Below are 17,712 nucleotides of genomic sequence, written 5' to 3'. Positions count from 1 at the left end.
GTCCGGATTGTCTCAGGGCGAGCAACGGAGTGGACAGTCAATCATCCCATGATTCTATGATGGGCCCCATGCGTCACGACGAGACCCCGACCCTGAGCCCTCCCGCCGCCCCCGGCACCCCGCTGCCCGGTACCGCCGCGCCCGGGCCCTCCCCGTGGGTGCTGCGGATCGTCACCATCGGCCTGGTCCTCGCCGCGCTGAACCTCCGGCCCGCCATCACCAGCCTCGGCCCCCTCCTCGAAGAGGTCCGGGACGGGCTGCACATGAGCGGCAGCGTCGCCGGTGTCCTCACCTCGGTGCCGCCCCTCTGTTTCGCTCTGTTCGGCTTCATGGCGCCCCGGCTGGCCCGCCGGTTCGGTACCGGCGCCGTCGTCTGCGCGGGCATGGTGGCCATCGCCGCCGGCCTCCTGCTGCGCCCCTACGTCGGCGGCACAGCCGGCTTCCTCGCCGCCAGCGCCCTCGCCCTGATGGGCATCGCCGTCAGCAACGTCCTGATGCCGGTCGTCGTCAAGCGCTGGTTCCCCGACCGGGTCGGCACCGTGACCGGCCTCTACTCGATGGCCCTGGCCCTCGGCACCGCGCTCGCCGCCGCCCTCACCGTGCCCCTGACGGACGCGGTGGGCGGCAGCTGGAGGACCGGGCTGGTGGTCTGGGCGGGCCTGGCCGCCGTCGCGGTCCTGCCCTGGATCCCCCTCGTACGGGACCGCGGCCCCGCCTCCGGAGAGCCCGCGGGGGAGACCCGGCACCAGGCTCCCGCCCTGCGGATCACCCGCAGCCGTACCTCCTGGGCACTCGCCTGCTTCTTCGGCCTCCAGGCCACGGCCGCCTACATCACCATGCAGTGGATGCCCCAGATCTTCCGCGACGCCGGGGTCTCGGCCGGCACCGCCGGAGTCCTGCTCGCCGTCACCATGGCCATGGGCGTCCCGCTCGCCTTCGTCATCCCGCGGGTCGCCGCCCGCCTGAAGAACCAGGGGGCGATCGCCCTCGTCCTGGGAGGCTGCGGCCTCGTCGGCTACGCCGGTCTCTACCTGGCCCCCGCCGGCGGCGCCTGGCTGTGGGCCCTGCTGCTCGGCATGGCCAACTGCGCCTTCCCGCTGGCCCTCACCATGATCGGGATGCGTGCGCGCACCGGCGCCGGCGTGGTCCGGCTCTCCGCGTTCGCGCAGTCCACGGGCTACCTGATCGCGGCCCCCGGACCGCTGCTGGTGGGCGTGCTGTACCAGCACAGCGGCGGCTGGGGGCTGCCGATCTCCCTGATGGCGGGACTCCTGGTGCCCCAGATGGTGGCCGGGGTGCTCGCCGGGCGGGACCGGACGATCGAGGACGAGTGCTGAGATGCGAGACTGTGCGCATGCCAGTGCTCGATCCGAATCCCCAGAACGGCCAGAAGAAGCTTCTCCTCGTCTTCGGGACGATGCTTCTCATCTCCGTGGTCATCGGCGTGATCGCCACCATCGCCTCCCCCTGACCGGCCGATGGTGGGGCCCGCCCCACCATCCCCTAGGGGGACAGGTTCAGGGTCCAGTGGGTGGGTCACCGGATGGGACCGCCGCAGGCCGGCCCGTAGGTTCGGCGTAACACAGCCGAGGACCCACGGAGGCGGACATGTCGGCCCGTACACACACCCGGACCCACCGCCAGGCCAGCGACTCCGTCGAGGTCAGGCTGCCGTGGTGGGCCGTCGCGCTGCCGGCCCTCGCGTTCGCCGCGCTCCTCCTGCTGGTCGTGGAACCCGGCCGGGCCCAGGCGGCGGCCGGCGACCCCGCGATCGGGCGGCTGCTCCAGCACGTCCTGGGCCTGGTCTCCGTACGCTAGGCGCGCGCGCCCCCTCCGCCCGTCGTTCACCCCGGTGGGCGTGCACGTCAACACCCTGCGCCCGGAGGCGTGATTCGTGCGAAGCTGAGGTGTATGAGCGCCGATACACCTCGCAGGATCGTCCTTCTCAGGCACGCAAAGGCGGAATGGTCGCAGCAGTCCGACCATGAGCGGCCGCTGGCGGAACGGGGCAGGAAGGACGCCCCCGTCGCCGGCCGCAAGCTGGCCGACTCAGGAATCGACTTCGACCTGGCTCTGTGCTCGACGGCCACCAGGACCCGCGAGACCTGGAAGCTCGCGGTCCACGAGTTCGGACAGCGGCCCAGGACCGTGTACGAGGAGAGGCTGTACGAAGCCTCCATCGGGGAGCTGATCGCCCTGTTCGGCGAGACGTCGGACGACGTGCGGAACCTGCTGGTCATCGGCCACAATCCCGGCATGCACGGCGTCGCCGACGCACTCTCCGGAAGGGCCGACGGCAACGCGCTCGCCCGGATGACCAAGGACGGCTTCCCGACCGCCGCCTACGCCGTCGTCGAGTTCTCCGGCCCCTGGAAGGGCCTGGAGCACGGTGCGGGCAAGCTCGCCGAGTACTGGACGCCCAACGACTGAGCACGGTGCGTGAAGGGGCGCCGCACACCAGGTGTGCGGCGCCCCTTCCACGCGTACCGGCCCCGCGCGCTCAGTCCACGAGGCCGTCGGCGGCCTCGACCTCCTCGCGGGTGATCCCGAGCAGATACAGCACGGTGTCCAGGAACGGGACGTTCACGGCCGTGTGCGCGGCCTGGCGGACGACCGGCTTGGCGTTGAAGGCGACACCCAGGCCGGCCGTGTTGAGCATGTCCAGATCGTTCGCGCCGTCGCCGATCGCCACCGTCTGTGCCAGCGGCACCCCGGCCTGCTCCGCGAAGCTGCGCAGCAGCCGTGCCTTGCCCGCCCGGTCCACGATGTCGCCCACGACCCGGCCGGTGAGCTTGCCGTCGACGACCTCCAGCGTGTTGGCGGAGGCGAAGTCGAGCCCCAGACGCTCCTTGAGGTCGTCCGTGACCTGGGTGAAGCCGCCCGAGACCACGCCCACTTGGTAGCCGAGCCGCTTGAGCGTCCGGATCAGGGTGCGGGCCCCGGGGGTCAGCCGCACCTCCGCCCGCACCTTCTCCACCACCGACACGTCCAGCCCGGCGAGCAGCGCCACCCGGGCGTGCAGGGACTGCTCGAAGTCGAGCTCGCCCCGCATCGCCTGCTCGGTCACCGCGGCGACCTCGGACTCGCAGCCGGCGTGGGCCGCGAAGAGCTCGATGACCTCGTCCTGGATGAGTGTCGAGTCCACGTCCATGACGACCAGCCGCTGCGCCCGCCGGCTCAGCCCGGCCGACACGACGGCGATGTCGACGCCGATCCCGGCGGCCTCCGTCGCCAGTGCGGTGCGCAGTTCCTCGGTCCCGGTGCCGGACACCGCGAACTCGACGGCGGTGACGGGGTACTTCGCCAGGCGGAAGATCCTGTCGATGTTGCCGCCGGTGGAGGTGATCCTGGCCGCTATGGCAGCCGTGGACTCCGCGGTCAGGGGGTGCCCCAGCACGGTCACATGGGAACGGCCGTAGCCGCGGGGACGGTTGTCACCCGTACCCGAGATGATCTCGGCCTGCAGCTTCAGCGACTCCGCCCAGCTGTGCACGGTGGCCCGGAGGTCGCCCTCGGTCGTGCCGTCCGGGACCGGTGAGGTCACCAGCGCGCACAGGACGATGCGGCCACGGGTGACGACCTGCTCGATGTCCACGACGTCGACGGCATAGGCGGCCAGGGTGTCGAAGAGCCCGGCGGTGATACCCGGCCGGTCCTTTCCGAAGATCTTGACGAGAAGCGTGGGTGCGTCCGTGCCCTCAGGGGCTTCGGAGGGCTCAGGAGACCGGGGTGACCGAGGTGGCTGAGGTGCGCTCATGGTGGTCCCACCGTATAGGGCCCCGGGGCGGGCTCCGAAGCCGTCCCGAGTGGCGGACAGGCGGCGGACGGCCCCCCGGGGCCGTGGGGCCGGCGGACAGGCGCCCCGGATGGGATGGCTCGGGACCATTCCTCCCGACTCGGCGGAGGGGGTGCCGGGCCTCCGCGCCCTCTTCACGCCGCCCGGCTTTCCGTTACGGGACCGCTCCTGGAATAGTTCCCCACGATGTTCAGCATCCCTAGGCTCCCTGCGACGGGGGCAACTCGGGGGACGACTAGTGGGGCGCGGAGTGCCGGAACTCGTACTGGAATTGAATGGCAGGACCTGGGCGCTCGATCCGTCCAGGTCGTACACCCTCGGACGCGATCCGCAGGGTGACCTGATGATCGACGACGCCAGAGTGTCGTGGCGGCATGCCACGATCAGCTGGAACGGCCGCGGCTGGTCCGTCGAGGACCACGGCAGCACGAACGGCACCTACGTGCAGGGCCGGCGCATCCAGCAGATGGAGATCGCCCCCGGCACGTCCTTCCACCTGGGCAACGCCACCGACGGGCCGCGGGTGAGCCTCACGGCCGCGGCGGGCGCCGGGGCCCAGGGCGGGCCGGCGGCCGGAGCGCAGCAGGCGCCCGCACACCACGTGCGGCAGGCCCCGGCTCAGCAGCCGCAGCAGCAGGGCGCGGCGGGCTGGCCCGGCGGTCCCGCGCCGCAGCAGGCGGCCTGGCAGCAGGCACCGCAGCCGCAGCAGCCGCCGGTCCCGCACCAGCAGGGGCACGCCGACCCGCAGGGAGCGGGCGGGCACGGTGGCGCGGCGGGTGCGCCGCCGGTCTACGGCGACCGCAGCCCGACCACCTTCCACCAGCTGGACCTCGGCCGCGTGATGCGGATCGGCCGCGCGCTGGAGAACGAGCTGGTCGTCTCCGACCTGCAGGTCTCACGCCTGCACGCAGAGTTCCGGGCGACGCCCGACGGGCGCTTCGAGATCCGCGACCTGGGCTCGCACAACGGCACGTACGTCAACGGCCAGCCGCTCAGCAAGTCCGGCGCCGCGCTCATCGGCCCGAACGACATCGTCGGCGTCGGTCACTCGACCTTCCGGCTGGTCGGGGACCGGCTGGAGGAGTTCGTCGACACCGGCGAGGTCTCCTTCTCGGCCCGCCACCTCACGGTGACGGTCGACGGCGGCAAGGACATCCTGAAGGACGTCTCGTTCGGCGTCCCCGAGAAGTCGCTGATCGCCGTCATCGGCCCGTCGGGCTCCGGCAAGTCCACCCTGCTCAAGGCGCTCACCGGCTACCGGCCCGCCAACCAGGGCGACGTCCTCTACGACAACCGCAACCTCTACAAGCAGTTCGCCGAGCTGCGTCAGCGCATCGGCCTGGTCCCGCAGGACGACATCCTGCACAAGGAACTCACGGTGACCAGGGCCCTGCGGTACGCGGCCAAGCTCCGCTTCCCCGCGGACACCACCGAGGCCGAGCGCACCGCCCGGATCCACGAGGTCCTCGCCGAGCTCAAGCTCGACATCCACAAGGACAAGAAGATCACCTCGCTCTCCGGAGGCCAGCGCAAGCGCGTGTCGGTCGCCCTGGAGCTGCTGACCAAGCCGTCGCTGATCTTCCTGGACGAGCCGACCTCGGGACTCGACCCGGGCATGGACCGCGACGTCATGCAGCTGCTGCGCGGCCTCGCCGACGACGGCCGTACGGTCCTGGTGGTCACGCACAGCGTGGCCGAGCTGGCCATCTGCGACAAGCTCCTGGTGATGGCGCCCGGCGGGTCGGTGGCCTACTTCGGCCCTCCCGAGGAGGCCCTGAACTTCTTCGGCTACACCAGCTGGGCCGACGTCTTCTCCGCGTTCGAGAACTACCGCGACTACGACTGGGCGGGACGCTGGCGCGGCTCGCAGCACTACCAGATGTACGCCGCGGACATCGACGCGGTGGCCGCGCAGCCCGTCCACATGCCCTCGCCGCAGCAGATGCGCCCGCCGAAGCCGTCGGGCTGGGCGGCCCAGCTGTGGACGCTGATGCGCCGGTACGTCTCGGTGATCGCGTCCGACAAGGGCTTCCTCCTCCTGATGGTGCTGCTGCCGGCCGTGCTCGGCGTCGTCAGCGTCGTCATCCCGGCGGAGTTCGGCCTGGCGGAGCCGGATCCGCCCTCCCGGTTCAACGGCAAGGCCGGGACCATCATGCTGATCCTCGCGGTCGGCATGTGCTTCGCCGCCGCGGCCAACTCCGTACGAGAGCTGATCAAGGAGCGGGTGATCTACGAGCGGGAAAGGGCGACCGGCCTCTCACGGTCCGCCTACCTGCTGTCCAAGGTGATCGTCCTCGGTGTGATCACCGCCTTCCAGGGCGTGATCATCTGCGGGATCGGCTTCTCCACCCGCGAGCTGCCGGAGGAGGGCCTGTTCATGCCCCCCGCCGTGGAGATCTGCCTGTCGATCATCGTGCTCGGCTTCACCTCGATGATGTTCGGCCTGATGATCTCCGCGCTGGTCAAGACCGCCGAGAAGACCATGCCGCTGCTCGTCATGTTCGCCATCGTCCAGGTCGTCTTCACCGGCGTGCTCTTCCAGGTCTACGGGTCCCCGGGCCTCGAGCAGTTCGCCTGGCTGATGCCGTCGCGTTGGGCGGTCGCCGCGGCGGGCACGACGCTGGACCTCGCCCACCTGATGCCGCCGTGGGACCCGAAGAAGCCGGCCGACCTGGACCCGCTCTGGGAGCACTCGGCCGGCCAGTGGGGAATCAACATCACGGTGATGCTCCTCATGAGCGTCGTCCTCTTCGTCGCGGTCTCGCGGATGCTGCGCCGCCACGAGCCCGAGGTGATGCGCAAGTAGCGCCGCGGGGCCGCACCGGCCCGGAAACGCCCGAGGGCGGCACCCCGTGGGGTGCCGCCCTTCGGCATGTGCCGGCCGGTCACGCGACGCTGCGGACCGGCAGGTCAGCTCTGCCAGGCCTTGCTCGGTGCGAGGCTCAGTACGCGCTGTCGACGTTGTCGATGGAGCCGTACTTGTCCGCGGCGTAGTTGGCGGCCGCGGTGATGTTGGCGACCGGGTCGTACTGGTCGTGCTTGGTGCCCTTGACGTGGTAGAAGTCGAAGGTCGGCTTGATGACCTGCAGCAGGCCCTTCGACGGGACGCCGTTGATCGCGTTGATGTCCCAGTTGTTGATGGCGCGCGGGTTACCGCTGGACTCGCGGATGATGTTGCGGTGCAGGCCCTCGTACGTACCGGGGATGTTCTTCTTGTCCATGATGGCGAGAGCCTCACGGATCCAGCCGTCCAGGTTGTTGGCGTAGACCGGCTTGCGGTCGGCCGCACGGCTGGCCTTCTTGGCGGCACGCTTCTTGGCGTCGGCCTTCGCCTTGGCGGCGGCCTCGCTCCTGGCCTCGGCGACGGCCTTGGCCTTCGCCTCCGCCTTGGCGGCGGCCTTCTTCTTCTCGGCGGCGTCCTTGGCCTTGGCCGCGTCGGCGGCCTTCACCAGCTGCTCGGCCGTCGAGTTCTTCTCGATCGCGCCGGCCTGGATGCTCTTGGCCTGCGAGCCGGTGTAGGCCACCGGCGCGGCGGCCGAAGCAGCCTGCGGCTCGGTCGTGGCCGAGGCGTCGTCCGGAACGAGCGAGAAGGCGAGAGCGGCGGCGGCCAGGGTGGAGACCCCCGCGACGGAGAGCTTCTGCGCCTTGTTCAGGCGACGGTTACGGCTGGAGATGCGGGACACGGACATACAGTCGTACCTCTTCGAATTGCAGGGGGTCCTCGGCGAGGACGCGGACGGAAGAGCCGGGGGCATCTCCGTCGGGGACAGATGCAATTCTTAGCGCCAGCAAAATGGCGTGGCAAAGGTGTGACGTACGAAGCCGGGTAGTGGAGTGGGGTCTTGTTCATACCCCCTTGTCCGTTTTGAACCCTGGCGGATTGCCCGTTTTACTCCAACTATCCGTCTTCGTAAGTGACGTGGGTCCTATGCCTGGGCTCACATGGGAGCCCCTCCGTGCTCACGAAAAGTTGCTTCAGTAATGCGGAGCGTAAGGGGCTTATCGGGCATCGGGCGGCTGGGGCGGACGTCCGGGACCCCGTCCAGGCCCCGGCCCGGGCGCCGGTGGTCCGGGGCCGGGACCCGGACCGGCCCGGTGCCGGCGGGACCCCCGCCGGTACGGTGAGCCCATGAGTCATCGCCCGCCCTCGGGCCTCGCCGCGGTCAGCGCCGCACTGCTCGCCATGAGCCGGCACCTGGAGGTGCGGGACGTCCTCAAGACGATCGTCGCCTCGGCCCGGGAACTGCTCGACGCCGAGTACGCCGCCCTCGGCGTCCCGGACGACCACGGCGGTTTCGCGCAGTTCGTCGTCGACGGGGTCAGCGAGGAGCAGTGGAGGGCCATCGGCCCCCTGCCCCGCCAGCACGGCATCCTCGCGGCGATGCTCCACGAGCCGAAGCCCCAGCGGCTCGACGACGTCCGCGAGGACCCCCGGTTCGAGGGATGGCCCGACGCACACCCCGACATGTCGGACTTCCTGGGCCTTCCCATCCAGGACGGCGACGAGACCATCGGCGCCCTCTTCCTCGCCAACAAGCGCTGTCCCACGCCGACGGGCGGCTGCAACTTCACGGAGGAGGACGAGGAACTCCTCGGGATCCTCGCCCAGCACGCGGCGATCGCCCTCACCAACGCCCGGCTCCACGAACGCAGCCGTGAGCTCACGATCGCCGGGGAACGCTCACGGCTCGCCCACGAACTCCACGACGCCGTCAGCCAGAAACTCTTCTCGCTCCGGCTCACCGCCCAGGCCGCCGCAGCCCTCGTCGACCGCGACCCGGCGCGCGCCAAGGGCGAACTCCAGCAGGTGGCCGCCCTGGCCGGGGAGGCCGTGGACGAGCTGCGCGCGGCCGTCGTCGAGCTGCGCCCCGCCGCCCTGGACGAGGACGGCCTGGTCGCCACGCTCCGCACCCAGATCCAGGTCCTCGACCGGGCCCACAGCTCGCGGGTCACCTTCGAGAGCGACGGAGTGCGCGCCCTGCCCTCCGCGCAGGAGGAGGCCATGCTGCGGGTCGCCCAGGAAGCCCTGCACAACGCCCTGCGCCACTCTGGGGCCGGCCGGGTCGCCGTGACCCTCCGCCGCCACGCCTCTGGCACGGTGCTGCGCATCACCGACGACGGCCGTGGCTTCGACGTGGATGCCGTCCGGCGCGCCGGACGGCATCTCGGCCTCGTCTCGATGCGGCACCGGGCAGGCGGTGTCGGGGGCAGTCTCACCGTTGACTCGGAGCCCGGCGAGGGCACCACGGTCCAGATGGAGGTCCCCTGTGCCTGAGAAGATCATCAAGGTGCTGCTGGTCGACGACCACCAGGTGGTCCGGCGGGGACTGCGCACCTTCCTCGAGGTACAGGAGGACATAGAGGTCGTGGGGGAGGCGTCGGACGGGGCCGAGGGCGTCGCCCGGGCGGAGGAGCTGCGGCCCGACGTGGTCCTGATGGACATCAAGATGCCGGGCACGGACGGTATCGAGGCGCTGCGCCGGCTACGGGAGCTCGGCAACCCCGCCAAGGTGCTGATCGTCACCAGCTTCACCGAGCAGCGCACCGTCGTCCCCGCCCTCCGGGCGGGGGCGTCCGGCTACGTCTACAAGGACGTGGACCCGGACGCCCTGGCCGGCGCCATCCGCTCGGTCCACGCCGGGCACGTCCTGCTCCAGCCCGAGGTCGCCGACGCACTGCTGGCCCAGGAGACGGGGAACGGCCCGGGGCGGGGGAGCACCCTGACCGAGCGCGAGCGGGAGGTTCTCGGACTGATCGCCGACGGCCGCTCCAACCGGGAGATCGCCCGGGCGCTGGTCCTGTCGGAGAAGACCGTGAAGACGCACGTCTCGAACATCCTGATGAAGCTCGACCTCGCGGACAGGACCCAGGCCGCGCTGTGGGCCGTCCGGAACGGCGCGGCGGGCTGACGGGGCGGTCCGCCGCCGGGCGCCGGGCAGGCCGGCCCGCGCCGGACCGTGAGCGGCCTCGTCCGGGGGTACCGGTGCACGTGGCCGTCGGCACGGTCGACGCGGTGTCCCTGCGCGCCCCGGCCTCCGACGCCCCGGCCCGCACGGCCGGGAGACGCCCGCACACCGCCGGCCGGGGGCTCGCCGGGGCCGGGGCGCGACGGTGCTCCCGGCCGCCCGCCGCCGTGCGCGCCCGCCGGCCCCGCGGCGGCGCGCCCGGTCACCGCCCCCGCTCCTCCACGTACGCGTTGTACGCCGCGACCTGGGCCCGCCTGGCCACCCGCTCCACCGGGCGCAGCGCCTCGCTCCGGGCGGCGATCTCGGAGGCGCTCACCGCGCCGCCGTGCCCGTTCTCATGGGCCACCGAGATGAGCAGTCCGACCCGCTGAGCCAGTTCCAGCACCCGGACCGCCCGCGGCGGATAGCCCGGAGCCAGCACCTCCCGGCCCCGCTCCGCCCGCGCCCGGTAGGCGTCCACCGCGGCCTCCGCGACCGGACCGGACCCGGCGACATCCAGCCGGGACAGCACCGCGGTCGCGTCCCGCAAGGCCTCCGCGAGCTCCCGCTCCGCCTCGCTCAGCGACGGCACGTCGGCAGGCGGCGCCTCCCTGACCGGCAGACAGCGCCAGACCACTTCGACGTGCAGGTCCCCGGCGGGCCCCGCCTCGGTCACCTCCGGTACGAGCCCGTAGGGCGCCCCGGACGTGACCACCGCCTCCTCCGCCTCGAGCGCCCGGGCGTTGAAGTCCGGGGGGCCGCTGAGCCCGAGCGGATGCCCGGGCACCGGCAGCGCGACCCGGAAGCCGTCCGCGCCGAGCCCCCTCAGCCGTCCGAGTGCCAGCGTGAGCCCCACGGGCCCCGCCTCGCCCGGCAGACCCTCGACGCGGTGCACCGCGTCCTCGCCGACGATCGCGATCGCCGCGTCGTCCGGTGACACAAGTCCGGCCAACAGTGCGTTTCCCCATGCGGCAAGCCGCCCTGAGCGTGGTTCCGAAAGCATGGCAACAGCCTAGGGAACGGCCCCAGGGCCTGAGCACTCCCCGGGTGGCGTAGGTTTTCCCTGGGAGCTGTGCCCACAGGCACGCGACGATCTCGACACTGTATGGGGAGACAACGCGCCATGAGCGATGTACTGGAGCTGGTGGACGTATCCGTGGTCCGCGACGGACGCGCTCTGGTGGACGACGTCTCCTGGTCGGTCAAGGAGGGGGAGCGCTGGGTCATCCTCGGGCCGAACGGCGCGGGCAAGACCACCCTCCTCAACATCGCCTCCAGCTACCTCTTCCCGAGCACCGGCACCGCCAAGGTGCTCGGTGAGCGGCTCGGCGGGGTCGGCACCGACGTCTTCGAGCTCCGCCCCCGCATCGGCATCGCCGGCGTGGCGATGGCCGACAAGCTCCCCAAGCGCCAGACCGTGCTGCAGACGGTGCTCACCGCCGCGTACGGCATGACGGCCACCTGGCACGAGAACTACGAGGCCGTCGACGAGGACCGGGCCCGGGCCTTCCTCGACCGCCTCGGCATGACCGAGTACCTCGACCGCAAGTTCGGCACGCTCTCCGAGGGCGAGCGCAAGCGCACCCTCATCGCCCGCGCCATGATGACCGACCCCGAGCTGCTCCTCCTGGACGAGCCGGCCGCAGGCCTCGACCTCGGCGGACGCGAGGACCTGGTCCGCCGCCTCGGCCGGCTGGCCCGTGACCCGTACGCCCCCTCCATGGTCATGGTGACCCACCACGTCGAGGAGATCGCGCCGGGCTTCACCCACGTCCTGATGATCCGTCAGGGGAAGGTCCTGGCCGCCGGTCCCATGGAGACCGAGCTCAGCTCCCGGAACCTCTCCCTCTGCTTCGGCCTCCCGCTCGTGGTCGAGCACCACGGCGACCGCTACACCGCCCACGGGCTGCCCCTCGGCCAGTAGCCGCGCCCCAGCCAACCTCCTCCGCGCCCTGTCGGGGAAGGCACTCACGGTCCTACGATGACCATGTGGACATCGACGCGTGGGTGTGGTGGCTGATCGGCGCGGTGGGACTGGGCATCCCCCTCGTCCTGACCGCGATGCCCGAATTCGGGATGTTCGCCGTCGGAGCGGTGGCAGCCGCCGTCGTCGCGGCCCTCGGCGGCGGCATCGTCGCCCAGGTCCTGGTGTTCGTCGTGGTGTCCGTGGCGCTGATCGCCGCCGTCCGCCCGATCGCGGCCAGGCACCGCAGGGGCCAGATCACGCACGCCACCGGGATCGACGCCCTGAAAGGCCGTCAGGCCGTCGTCCTGGAACGGGTGGACGGCGGCGGCGGACGCATCAAGCTCGCCGGCGAGGTCTGGTCCGCGCGCTCGCTCGACGGCGAGCAGGTCTTCGAACCCGGCCGACAGGTGGACGTAGTGGACATCGACGGTGCAACGGCCGTCGTCATGTGAGCGAACCGGTCACACGGCAGGCCGCAGTCTGCCAAACTCGAAGTCGATCATCATGAGACCGCAACCATCGTAAGAAACGCGACCGTCATGACCGGTCGACCTCGATCACCGCGATCCGTCGGCAACCGAAGGGCACGAGGCACACGATGCAACCGATCATCATCGTCCTGATCATTCTGGTGGTGCTCGTCTTCATCGCCCTGATCAAGACGATCCAGGTCATCCCGCAGGCCAGTGCCGCCATCGTGGAGCGCTTCGGCCGCTACACCCGCACGCTCAACGCCGGGCTGAACATCGTCGTCCCGTTCATCGACTCGATCCGCAACAGGATCGACCTCCGCGAACAGGTCGTCCCCTTCCCGCCCCAGCCGGTGATCACCCAGGACAACCTCGTCGTCAACATCGACACCGTCATCTACTACCAGGTGACCGACGCCCGCGCGGCCACCTACGAGGTCGCCAGCTACATCCAGGCGATCGAGCAGCTCACCGTCACGACGCTGCGCAACATCATCGGCGGCATGGACCTCGAGCGGACCCTGACCTCGCGTGAGGAGATCAACGCCGCGCTTCGCGGAGTCCTCGACGAGGCCACTGGCAAGTGGGGCATCCGCGTCAACCGCGTCGAGCTCAAGGCCATCGAACCGCCCACCTCCATCCAGGACTCGATGGAGAAGCAGATGCGCGCCGACCGCGACAAGCGCGCCGCCATCCTCACCGCCGAAGGCATCAGGCAGTCCGCGATCCTCACCGCCGAGGGAGAGAAGCAGTCCGCGATCCTGCGCGCCGAGGGCGAGGCCAAGGCGTCCGCACTGCGCGCCGAGGGTGAAGCCCAGGCCATCCGCACGGTCTTCGAGTCCATCCACGCCGGGGACCCGGACCAGAAGCTCCTGTCGTACCAGTACCTGCAGATGCTTCCCAAGATCGCGGAGGGCGACGCCAACAAGCTCTGGATCGTACCCAGCGAGATCGGCGACGCGCTCAAGGGCCTCAGCGGTGCCTTCGGCAACCTCGGCAGCGGTGCCCCCGGCTTCAACACCGGCACGGAACGCCGGGAGCAGCCCCCGGTCGAATGACCGGGAAGCACCCTCGTGCATGATCAGTGAGGCCCCTCGACCTTCATGGCGGGGAGGCGTCACTGACCACCGAAGGAGATGGCTTTGTCCATCTGGGAGATTCTCGCGGTCTTCGCGGCCGGCGTCGGAGCCGGCACGATCAACACCATCGTGGGCTCGGGAACACTGATCACCTTTCCCGTCCTGCTCGCCACCGGGCTGCCACCGGTCACCGCGACCGTGTCCAACGCACTCGGCCTGATCCCCGGTTCCATCAGCGGCGCCATCGGCTACCGCGCGGAACTCACCGGCCAGCGGCGCCGCATACTGAAACTGGGCGTGGGCTCACTGATCGGCGGCCTCACCGGGGCCGCGCTACTGCTCGCCCTGCCCTCCACCGCGTTCGAGACGATCGTCCCCGTCCTGGTGGCCCTCGCGCTGGTGCTGGTCATCCTGCAGCCCCGCATCAGCAAGGCGGTCCAGCGCCGCCGCGACCGCACCGGCACCCCCGCCCGCCCCGACGGCGGGCCCCTGCTGTTCACCGGCCTGACGCTCGCCAGCGTCTACGGCGGCTACTTCACGGCGGCCCAGGGCATCATCTACCTCTCCCTGATGGGCATGCTGCTCGACGACACGATGCAGCGCCTCAACGCCGTCAAGAACGTCCTGGCGGCCGTCGTCAACAGCGTCGCCGCCCTCTTCTTCCTCTTCGTCGCGGACTTCGACTGGACGGCCGTCGTCCTGATCGCGGTGGGTTCCGCGATCGGCGGCCAGATCGGCGCCAAGGTCGGCCGCCGCCTCAGCCCCCGCCTCCTGCGTGCCCTGATCGTCGTCGTCGGGACCGCCGCCATCGTCCAGCTCCTGCTGCGCTGACGGAAGGAGCCCGCCCCCTCGGACACGGGGAAGCGGGCTCCGCATCACGTTCTCGTGGCACGGACGAAACGGTCACGCCGCCGAGCGCGCCAACCACTCGGGCAGCGCAGACCTGTCGCCGGCACCCAGCGCGAGCAGCATCGCGTCCGCCGGGGAAGGCACGAACGGCTGACGCAGCAGAGGCATACCCGCCTGCTCCGGCGTCCTGGCCGCCTTGCGGTGGTTGTCCTCCGCGCACGAGGCGACGGTGTTCAGCCAGGTGTCCTGGCCCCCCTGGGCCCGCGGCACGACATGGTCCACGGTGCTCGCCCGCCGGCCGCAGTACGCGCACCGGTGCTGGTCCCGTATGAGCACACCCCTTCTGGACCACGGGGCGTGTCTTCGGAACGGCACCCGCACGTACCGGCAGAGTCTGATCACCCGCGGGACCGGAAGATCCACGGCGGCACCCCGCATGCGGAGTCCGGGATGCGACTGCTCGACGACGGCCTTGTCCTGGAGGATCAGGACCACCGCACGGTTGAGCGTCACCGTCGACAGTGGCTCGAAGCTCGCGTTGAGTACAAGTGTGTCCCGCATCCTGCCCACCTCCCGTGTGCCGCCCGTCAGTCGGCGGGCCCGGAACAACTCTGTCCGGGCGGACCGTGATGGACAACGCAATAAAAAGTGCCCTGCCCTGATCTCTCCAAGACCAGGGCAGGGCAAACGGGAGGCGAACATTCAGCTTTCCGGGGCGGCGTACTCCCCGATCAGCTGAGCGCGGCCCAGCGTGTGGAACCGCAGGTTGAATCCGACCACCGCGGGCGAGGCGTCGCTGTCCGGCCCGAGCTTCTCGGTGTCCACCGCGTACACCGTGAAGACGTAGCGGTGGTTCTCACCGGCCGGAGGAGCGGCGCCGCCGAACTCCTTCGACCCGTAGTCGTTGCGGGCCTGCACGGCGCCTTCGGGCAGCCCCTCGAACGCCCCGCTCCCCGCACCGGCCGGAAGCTCCGTCACGGACGCGGGGATGTCGAAGAGCACCCAGTGCCAGAACCCGCTGCCCGTCGGCGCGTCAGGATCGAAGCACGTCACGGCGAAGCTCTTCGTCCCCGCGGGGAAGCCCTCCCACCGCAGCTGCGGCGAGGTGTTCCCCGCCGCGAACACCTGTGCGTCCGCCAGCACGGCCCCCGGCGCGAGATCGTCGCTCACCACGGTGAACGGGGGGACCTCGGGATGGAAGTCGTGCGGCAGCGGCGCCCTCTTCGGCTCGGTCACGTCAGCACCTCTCCTGATCGGTGTGCGATGTCTTCCCACCGACCCTAGGCGGTGTCAGAGCCAGTTGCGCTGGCCGCCGACCTGTGCGAGCCACTGGTTGAGGTAGGCCGCCCAGTCCGTGCCCTGGAAGTCGTTGAGACCCACCTTGAACGCGCGGTAGGAGTCGCTGCTCTCACTGAAGAGGCCCGGCTTCTTGTCCATCTCCAGGACGACGTCCATCTCGCGGTCGTCCGCGACGAACGTCAGCTCGACCTGGTTCAGCCCCCGGTACTGCTGCGGCGGGAAGAACTCGATCTCCTGGTAGAACGGCAGGCGCTGGCGGGTGCCGCGGATGTGACCACGCTCCATGTCGGCGCTGCGGAAGCCGAAGCCCAGCTGGCCGAACGCGTCCAGGATCGCCTGCTGCGCGGGCAGCGGGTGCACGTTGATCGGGTCGAGGTCACCCGAGTCCACGGCGCGGGCGATCTCCAGCTCCGTCGTCAGCCCGATGTCCATGCCGCGCAACTGCTGGCCGGCGAACATGGTGATCGGCGTCTCCCAGGGGATCTCCAGGCCGAACGGCACGACGTGGACCGCACCCGCCCGCACCTCGAAGGCCCCGCCGAGGCGCTGCTTGGTGAACTCGATGTCCTGCTTCGTCTCCTGGTCCCCGCCCTCCACCTCGACGCGCGCCTGGAGACCGACCGAGAGGCCCTCGATCTGCTGGTCCACGGATCCGCCCTGGATCCGCACCTCGCCCTGCACGACCCCGCCGGGGACGACGTTAAGTTCGGTGAGTTCGGTCTCGACCGAGGCACCGCCGGCACCCATGCTCGCGAGCAGCCGCTTGAAACCCATGATTTTCCTCCTTCGTCCTGACCCCTACATACGCGCCACGACCGTAGCCGGTTCCCGCCGCGCCGAGCCCAGTACCCTCGGACGCCATGAACGAGGGCATGAACCGAACGCCGCTCACGCGGGACTTCTCCGACAGGCCCGTCCCGGACGCGGCACCCGATGCGCCGGGCCGCATCCTCGTACGGGTGACCGACGAGGACCTGAGAACGCCGCGGCTGACGGAAGCCGGGACACACGACGGCGTAGTCGGCCCCCGCACCCCGCGCGGGCGGACGCCCCACGGCAGCGTGACGTCCGGGCAGCCGCCGGTACACCCTTACTCCCACTCCGCCCAGGGCATGCCGAGGCGGTCGGCGTGAACGTCGACTTCCTCGCCCATCCTGCCGAAGAGGTCGCCCCCAAGCTGCTCGGAAGCATCCTCACCTGCACGACTCCGGAGGGAACCGTGAGCATCGCGATCACGGAGACCGAGGCGTACTCCGGTACGGCCGACCCGGCTTCCCACGCCTACCGGGGACGGACACCCCGCAACGCCGTCATGTTCGGACCGGCAGGACACCTGTACGTGTACCGGTCCCACGGTCTGCACTGGTGCGCCAACGTCGTCACCGGGACGGACGGTGCCGCCTCGGCCGTCCTCATCCGGGCAGGCAGGGTCATCGAAGGGCAGGAACTGGCGCGCGAGCGGCGAGGAGAGAAGGTCGAGGGCCCGCGCCTCGCGCGCGGTCCGGGCAACTTCTGCCAGGCACTCGGGATCACGGCGGCGCACAACGGCATGCAGCTCCTGACGGGCGCCTCCGTCGTGCTGACCGAGGGCGAGCCGGTACCCGCGGCGCTCATCCGGGTGGGCCCTCGGGTGGGAGTGAGCAAGGCCCACGACTGGCAGCACCGCTTCTTCCTCACCGGCGACCCGACGGTCTCGGCGTACCGGCTGAGCCCGAGAGCCAAGCCGCCCGCCACGCCGGGCGGGTGACTGGACGAGCGGTGTCACGCTCCGGGCCGAGGAGATCGGCCTCGGGATGGACATGGCGCGCAAACGTCGGTTCTCGGCCTCGAACCGCAGAGAACCGGTCAATGGCCGACGCGTCTGGCGATGGCCTTCTTCGCGGCCGACCGCGCGGGGGAGGTACCGATGAGGGTGGCAGGCGCCCGACGCCCCTGCCGTCCTGCACCGCGCGGCGCCGGTGCCCGACCAGGTACGCAGCCGCTTCGCGCACGGAAGGACCGCGGTGACCGTGCCCGTCGGCGCCCAGGTGCTTCGGGGCCGGGCGGGCCCCGGTCGGCCCGTAGAGGGCCCAGGCGCCTCGCCACCACGTAACTTGACTCGCCCCTGGCGTTTCCCTAATGTAGTCCGAGCCGCTTGAACGGATGCAGTTGTTCTTGGCGCGGTCCACCGGACCGGGCCGAAGCATCGTGAGAGGGCCAACCACTACCTACGATTCACCCCTGGCGGGTGCAATTTCGGCATGCCGGAATTCGCCCATCGACTCGATTATGAGTCGCCGAGGAAATCAGCTAACGTAGTGACCACGCC

The 17,712-nt window shown here is 70.7% G+C and carries 18 protein-coding genes; 12 read left to right on the top strand and 6 right to left on the bottom strand.

What is annotated here, in order from left to right; translation table 11 throughout:
• The first annotated feature begins 59 nt into the window (after window positions 1-59).
• From ACHFIV_RS21800 to ACHFIV_RS21785, 4 genes are all read left to right on the top strand, one after another.
• Window positions 60-1,337 carry a CynX/NimT family MFS transporter gene (locus ACHFIV_RS21800; protein ID WP_398971586.1) on the top strand — a complete coding sequence of 426 codons (1,278 nt, stop codon included), beginning with the start codon at window positions 60-62 and terminating at the stop codon, window positions 1,335-1,337.
• 17 nt (window positions 1,338-1,354) lie between these two features.
• On the top strand, window positions 1,355-1,471 hold the full coding sequence (locus ACHFIV_RS21795) for an SGM_5486 family transporter-associated protein (RefSeq protein ID WP_086010434.1): 117 nt from the start codon (window positions 1,355-1,357) through the stop codon (window positions 1,469-1,471).
• A 137-nt stretch (window positions 1,472-1,608) separates the two neighbouring features.
• Window positions 1,609-1,818, top strand: a complete 210-nt coding sequence (locus tag ACHFIV_RS21790) for a hypothetical protein (RefSeq protein WP_398971583.1) — start codon at window positions 1,609-1,611, stop codon at window positions 1,816-1,818.
• A 93-nt stretch (window positions 1,819-1,911) separates the two neighbouring features.
• A complete protein-coding gene (locus ACHFIV_RS21785) occupies window positions 1,912-2,430 on the top strand; it encodes a SixA phosphatase family protein (protein WP_398971581.1) in 519 nt (172 codons plus the stop codon).
• Window positions 2,431-2,500: 70 nt separating this feature from the next.
• Here the strand turns inward: ACHFIV_RS21785 and serB are convergent, their stop codons facing one another.
• Entirely contained in the window at window positions 2,501-3,757 is a 1,257-nt protein-coding gene (serB, locus tag ACHFIV_RS21780; protein WP_398971578.1) for a phosphoserine phosphatase SerB, read from the bottom strand.
• A 277-nt stretch (window positions 3,758-4,034) separates the two neighbouring features.
• Between serB and ACHFIV_RS21775 the strand changes: the two genes are divergently transcribed.
• Entirely contained in the window at window positions 4,035-6,602 is a 2,568-nt protein-coding gene (locus ACHFIV_RS21775; protein WP_398971576.1) for an ABC transporter ATP-binding protein/permease, read from the top strand.
• Window positions 6,603-6,738: 136 nt separating this feature from the next.
• Here the strand turns inward: ACHFIV_RS21775 and ACHFIV_RS21770 are convergent, their stop codons facing one another.
• The gene (locus ACHFIV_RS21770) at window positions 6,739-7,485 is read right to left on the bottom strand and encodes a transglycosylase SLT domain-containing protein (RefSeq protein ID WP_398971572.1); all 747 of its coding nucleotides are present in this window, start codon (window positions 7,483-7,485) and stop codon (window positions 6,739-6,741) included.
• 440 nt (window positions 7,486-7,925) lie between these two features.
• On the opposite strand from ACHFIV_RS21770, the gene ACHFIV_RS21765 reads away from it, so the two are divergent.
• Entirely contained in the window at window positions 7,926-9,071 is a 1,146-nt protein-coding gene (locus ACHFIV_RS21765; protein WP_398971569.1) for a GAF domain-containing sensor histidine kinase, read from the top strand.
• Complete coding sequence (locus ACHFIV_RS21760; protein WP_398971566.1) at window positions 9,064-9,705, top strand: response regulator; 642 nt, start codon at window positions 9,064-9,066, stop codon at window positions 9,703-9,705. The genes ACHFIV_RS21765 and ACHFIV_RS21760 overlap by 8 nt, the downstream gene beginning before the upstream one ends.
• A 259-nt stretch (window positions 9,706-9,964) precedes the next feature.
• Here ACHFIV_RS21760 and ACHFIV_RS21755 read toward each other — a convergent pair whose 3' ends face one another.
• Window positions 9,965-10,744 carry a hypothetical protein gene (locus ACHFIV_RS21755; RefSeq protein ID WP_398971564.1) on the bottom strand — a complete coding sequence of 260 codons (780 nt, stop codon included), beginning with the start codon at window positions 10,742-10,744 and terminating at the stop codon, window positions 9,965-9,967.
• Window positions 10,745-10,864: 120 nt separating this feature from the next.
• Between ACHFIV_RS21755 and ACHFIV_RS21750 the strand changes: the two genes are divergently transcribed.
• The 4 genes from ACHFIV_RS21750 to ACHFIV_RS21735 all read left to right on the top strand — a co-directional run bounded on the left by ACHFIV_RS21750 (window position 10,865) and on the right by ACHFIV_RS21735 (window position 14,087).
• Window positions 10,865-11,665 (top strand): ABC transporter ATP-binding protein, encoded by an 801-nt coding sequence (locus tag ACHFIV_RS21750; RefSeq protein WP_398971561.1) that lies wholly within the window; start codon window positions 10,865-10,867, stop codon window positions 11,663-11,665.
• Between the two features lie 65 nt (window positions 11,666-11,730).
• Window positions 11,731-12,159 (top strand): NfeD family protein, encoded by a 429-nt coding sequence (locus ACHFIV_RS21745; RefSeq protein WP_398971558.1) that lies wholly within the window; start codon window positions 11,731-11,733, stop codon window positions 12,157-12,159.
• 146 nt (window positions 12,160-12,305) lie between these two features.
• On the top strand, window positions 12,306-13,235 hold the full coding sequence (locus ACHFIV_RS21740) for an SPFH domain-containing protein (protein ID WP_014157029.1): 930 nt from the start codon (window positions 12,306-12,308) through the stop codon (window positions 13,233-13,235).
• 84 nt (window positions 13,236-13,319) lie between these two features.
• Window positions 13,320-14,087: a sulfite exporter TauE/SafE family protein gene (locus tag ACHFIV_RS21735; protein ID WP_398971554.1), complete on the top strand. Its 768-nt coding sequence runs from the start codon at window positions 13,320-13,322 to the stop codon at window positions 14,085-14,087.
• A 72-nt stretch (window positions 14,088-14,159) separates the two neighbouring features.
• Here ACHFIV_RS21735 and ACHFIV_RS21730 read toward each other — a convergent pair whose 3' ends face one another.
• From ACHFIV_RS21730 to ACHFIV_RS21720, 3 genes are all read right to left on the bottom strand, one after another.
• Complete coding sequence (locus tag ACHFIV_RS21730) at window positions 14,160-14,666, bottom strand: HNH endonuclease (RefSeq protein ID WP_267076487.1); 507 nt, start codon at window positions 14,664-14,666, stop codon at window positions 14,160-14,162.
• 141 nt (window positions 14,667-14,807) lie between these two features.
• Window positions 14,808-15,341, bottom strand: a complete 534-nt coding sequence (locus ACHFIV_RS21725) for a YbhB/YbcL family Raf kinase inhibitor-like protein (RefSeq protein WP_398971552.1) — start codon at window positions 15,339-15,341, stop codon at window positions 14,808-14,810.
• Between the two features lie 54 nt (window positions 15,342-15,395).
• Window positions 15,396-16,178: a sporulation protein gene (locus ACHFIV_RS21720; protein ID WP_398971549.1), complete on the bottom strand. Its 783-nt coding sequence runs from the start codon at window positions 16,176-16,178 to the stop codon at window positions 15,396-15,398.
• A 355-nt stretch (window positions 16,179-16,533) separates the two neighbouring features.
• Between ACHFIV_RS21720 and ACHFIV_RS21715 the strand changes: the two genes are divergently transcribed.
• Window positions 16,534-17,151 carry a DNA-3-methyladenine glycosylase gene (locus ACHFIV_RS21715; RefSeq protein WP_398971547.1) on the top strand — a complete coding sequence of 206 codons (618 nt, stop codon included), beginning with the start codon at window positions 16,534-16,536 and terminating at the stop codon, window positions 17,149-17,151.
• The last annotated feature ends 561 nt before the right edge of the window (window positions 17,152-17,712 follow it).

The organism is Streptomyces sp. ALB3, assembly GCF_044385685.1.
Lineage (GTDB): Bacteria > Actinomycetota > Actinomycetes > Streptomycetales > Streptomycetaceae > Streptomyces.
This window is presented reverse-complemented; position numbering and strand designations above follow the sequence as displayed.

Coding starts and splice junctions, on each gene's coding strand:
- ACHFIV_RS21800 (WP_398971586.1), top strand. CDS start 60: ATGGGCCCCATGCGTCACGACGAGACCCCGACCCTGAGCCCTCCCGCC.
- ACHFIV_RS21795 (WP_086010434.1), top strand. CDS start 1,355: ATGCCAGTGCTCGATCCGAATCCCCAGAACGGCCAGAAGAAGCTTCTC.
- ACHFIV_RS21790 (WP_398971583.1), top strand. CDS start 1,609: ATGTCGGCCCGTACACACACCCGGACCCACCGCCAGGCCAGCGACTCC.
- ACHFIV_RS21785 (WP_398971581.1), top strand. CDS start 1,912: ATGAGCGCCGATACACCTCGCAGGATCGTCCTTCTCAGGCACGCAAAG.
- serB (WP_398971578.1), bottom strand. CDS start 3,757: ATGAGCGCACCTCAGCCACCTCGGTCACCCCGGTCTCCTGAGCCCTCC.
- ACHFIV_RS21770 (WP_398971572.1), bottom strand. CDS start 7,485: ATGTCCGTGTCCCGCATCTCCAGCCGTAACCGTCGCCTGAACAAGGCG.
- ACHFIV_RS21765 (WP_398971569.1), top strand. CDS start 7,926: ATGAGTCATCGCCCGCCCTCGGGCCTCGCCGCGGTCAGCGCCGCACTG.
- ACHFIV_RS21755 (WP_398971564.1), bottom strand. CDS start 10,744: ATGCTTTCGGAACCACGCTCAGGGCGGCTTGCCGCATGGGGAAACGCA.
- ACHFIV_RS21750 (WP_398971561.1), top strand. CDS start 10,865: ATGAGCGATGTACTGGAGCTGGTGGACGTATCCGTGGTCCGCGACGGA.
- ACHFIV_RS21740 (WP_014157029.1), top strand. CDS start 12,306: ATGCAACCGATCATCATCGTCCTGATCATTCTGGTGGTGCTCGTCTTC.
- ACHFIV_RS21730 (WP_267076487.1), bottom strand. CDS start 14,666: ATGCGGGACACACTTGTACTCAACGCGAGCTTCGAGCCACTGTCGACG.
- ACHFIV_RS21720 (WP_398971549.1), bottom strand. CDS start 16,178: ATGGGTTTCAAGCGGCTGCTCGCGAGCATGGGTGCCGGCGGTGCCTCG.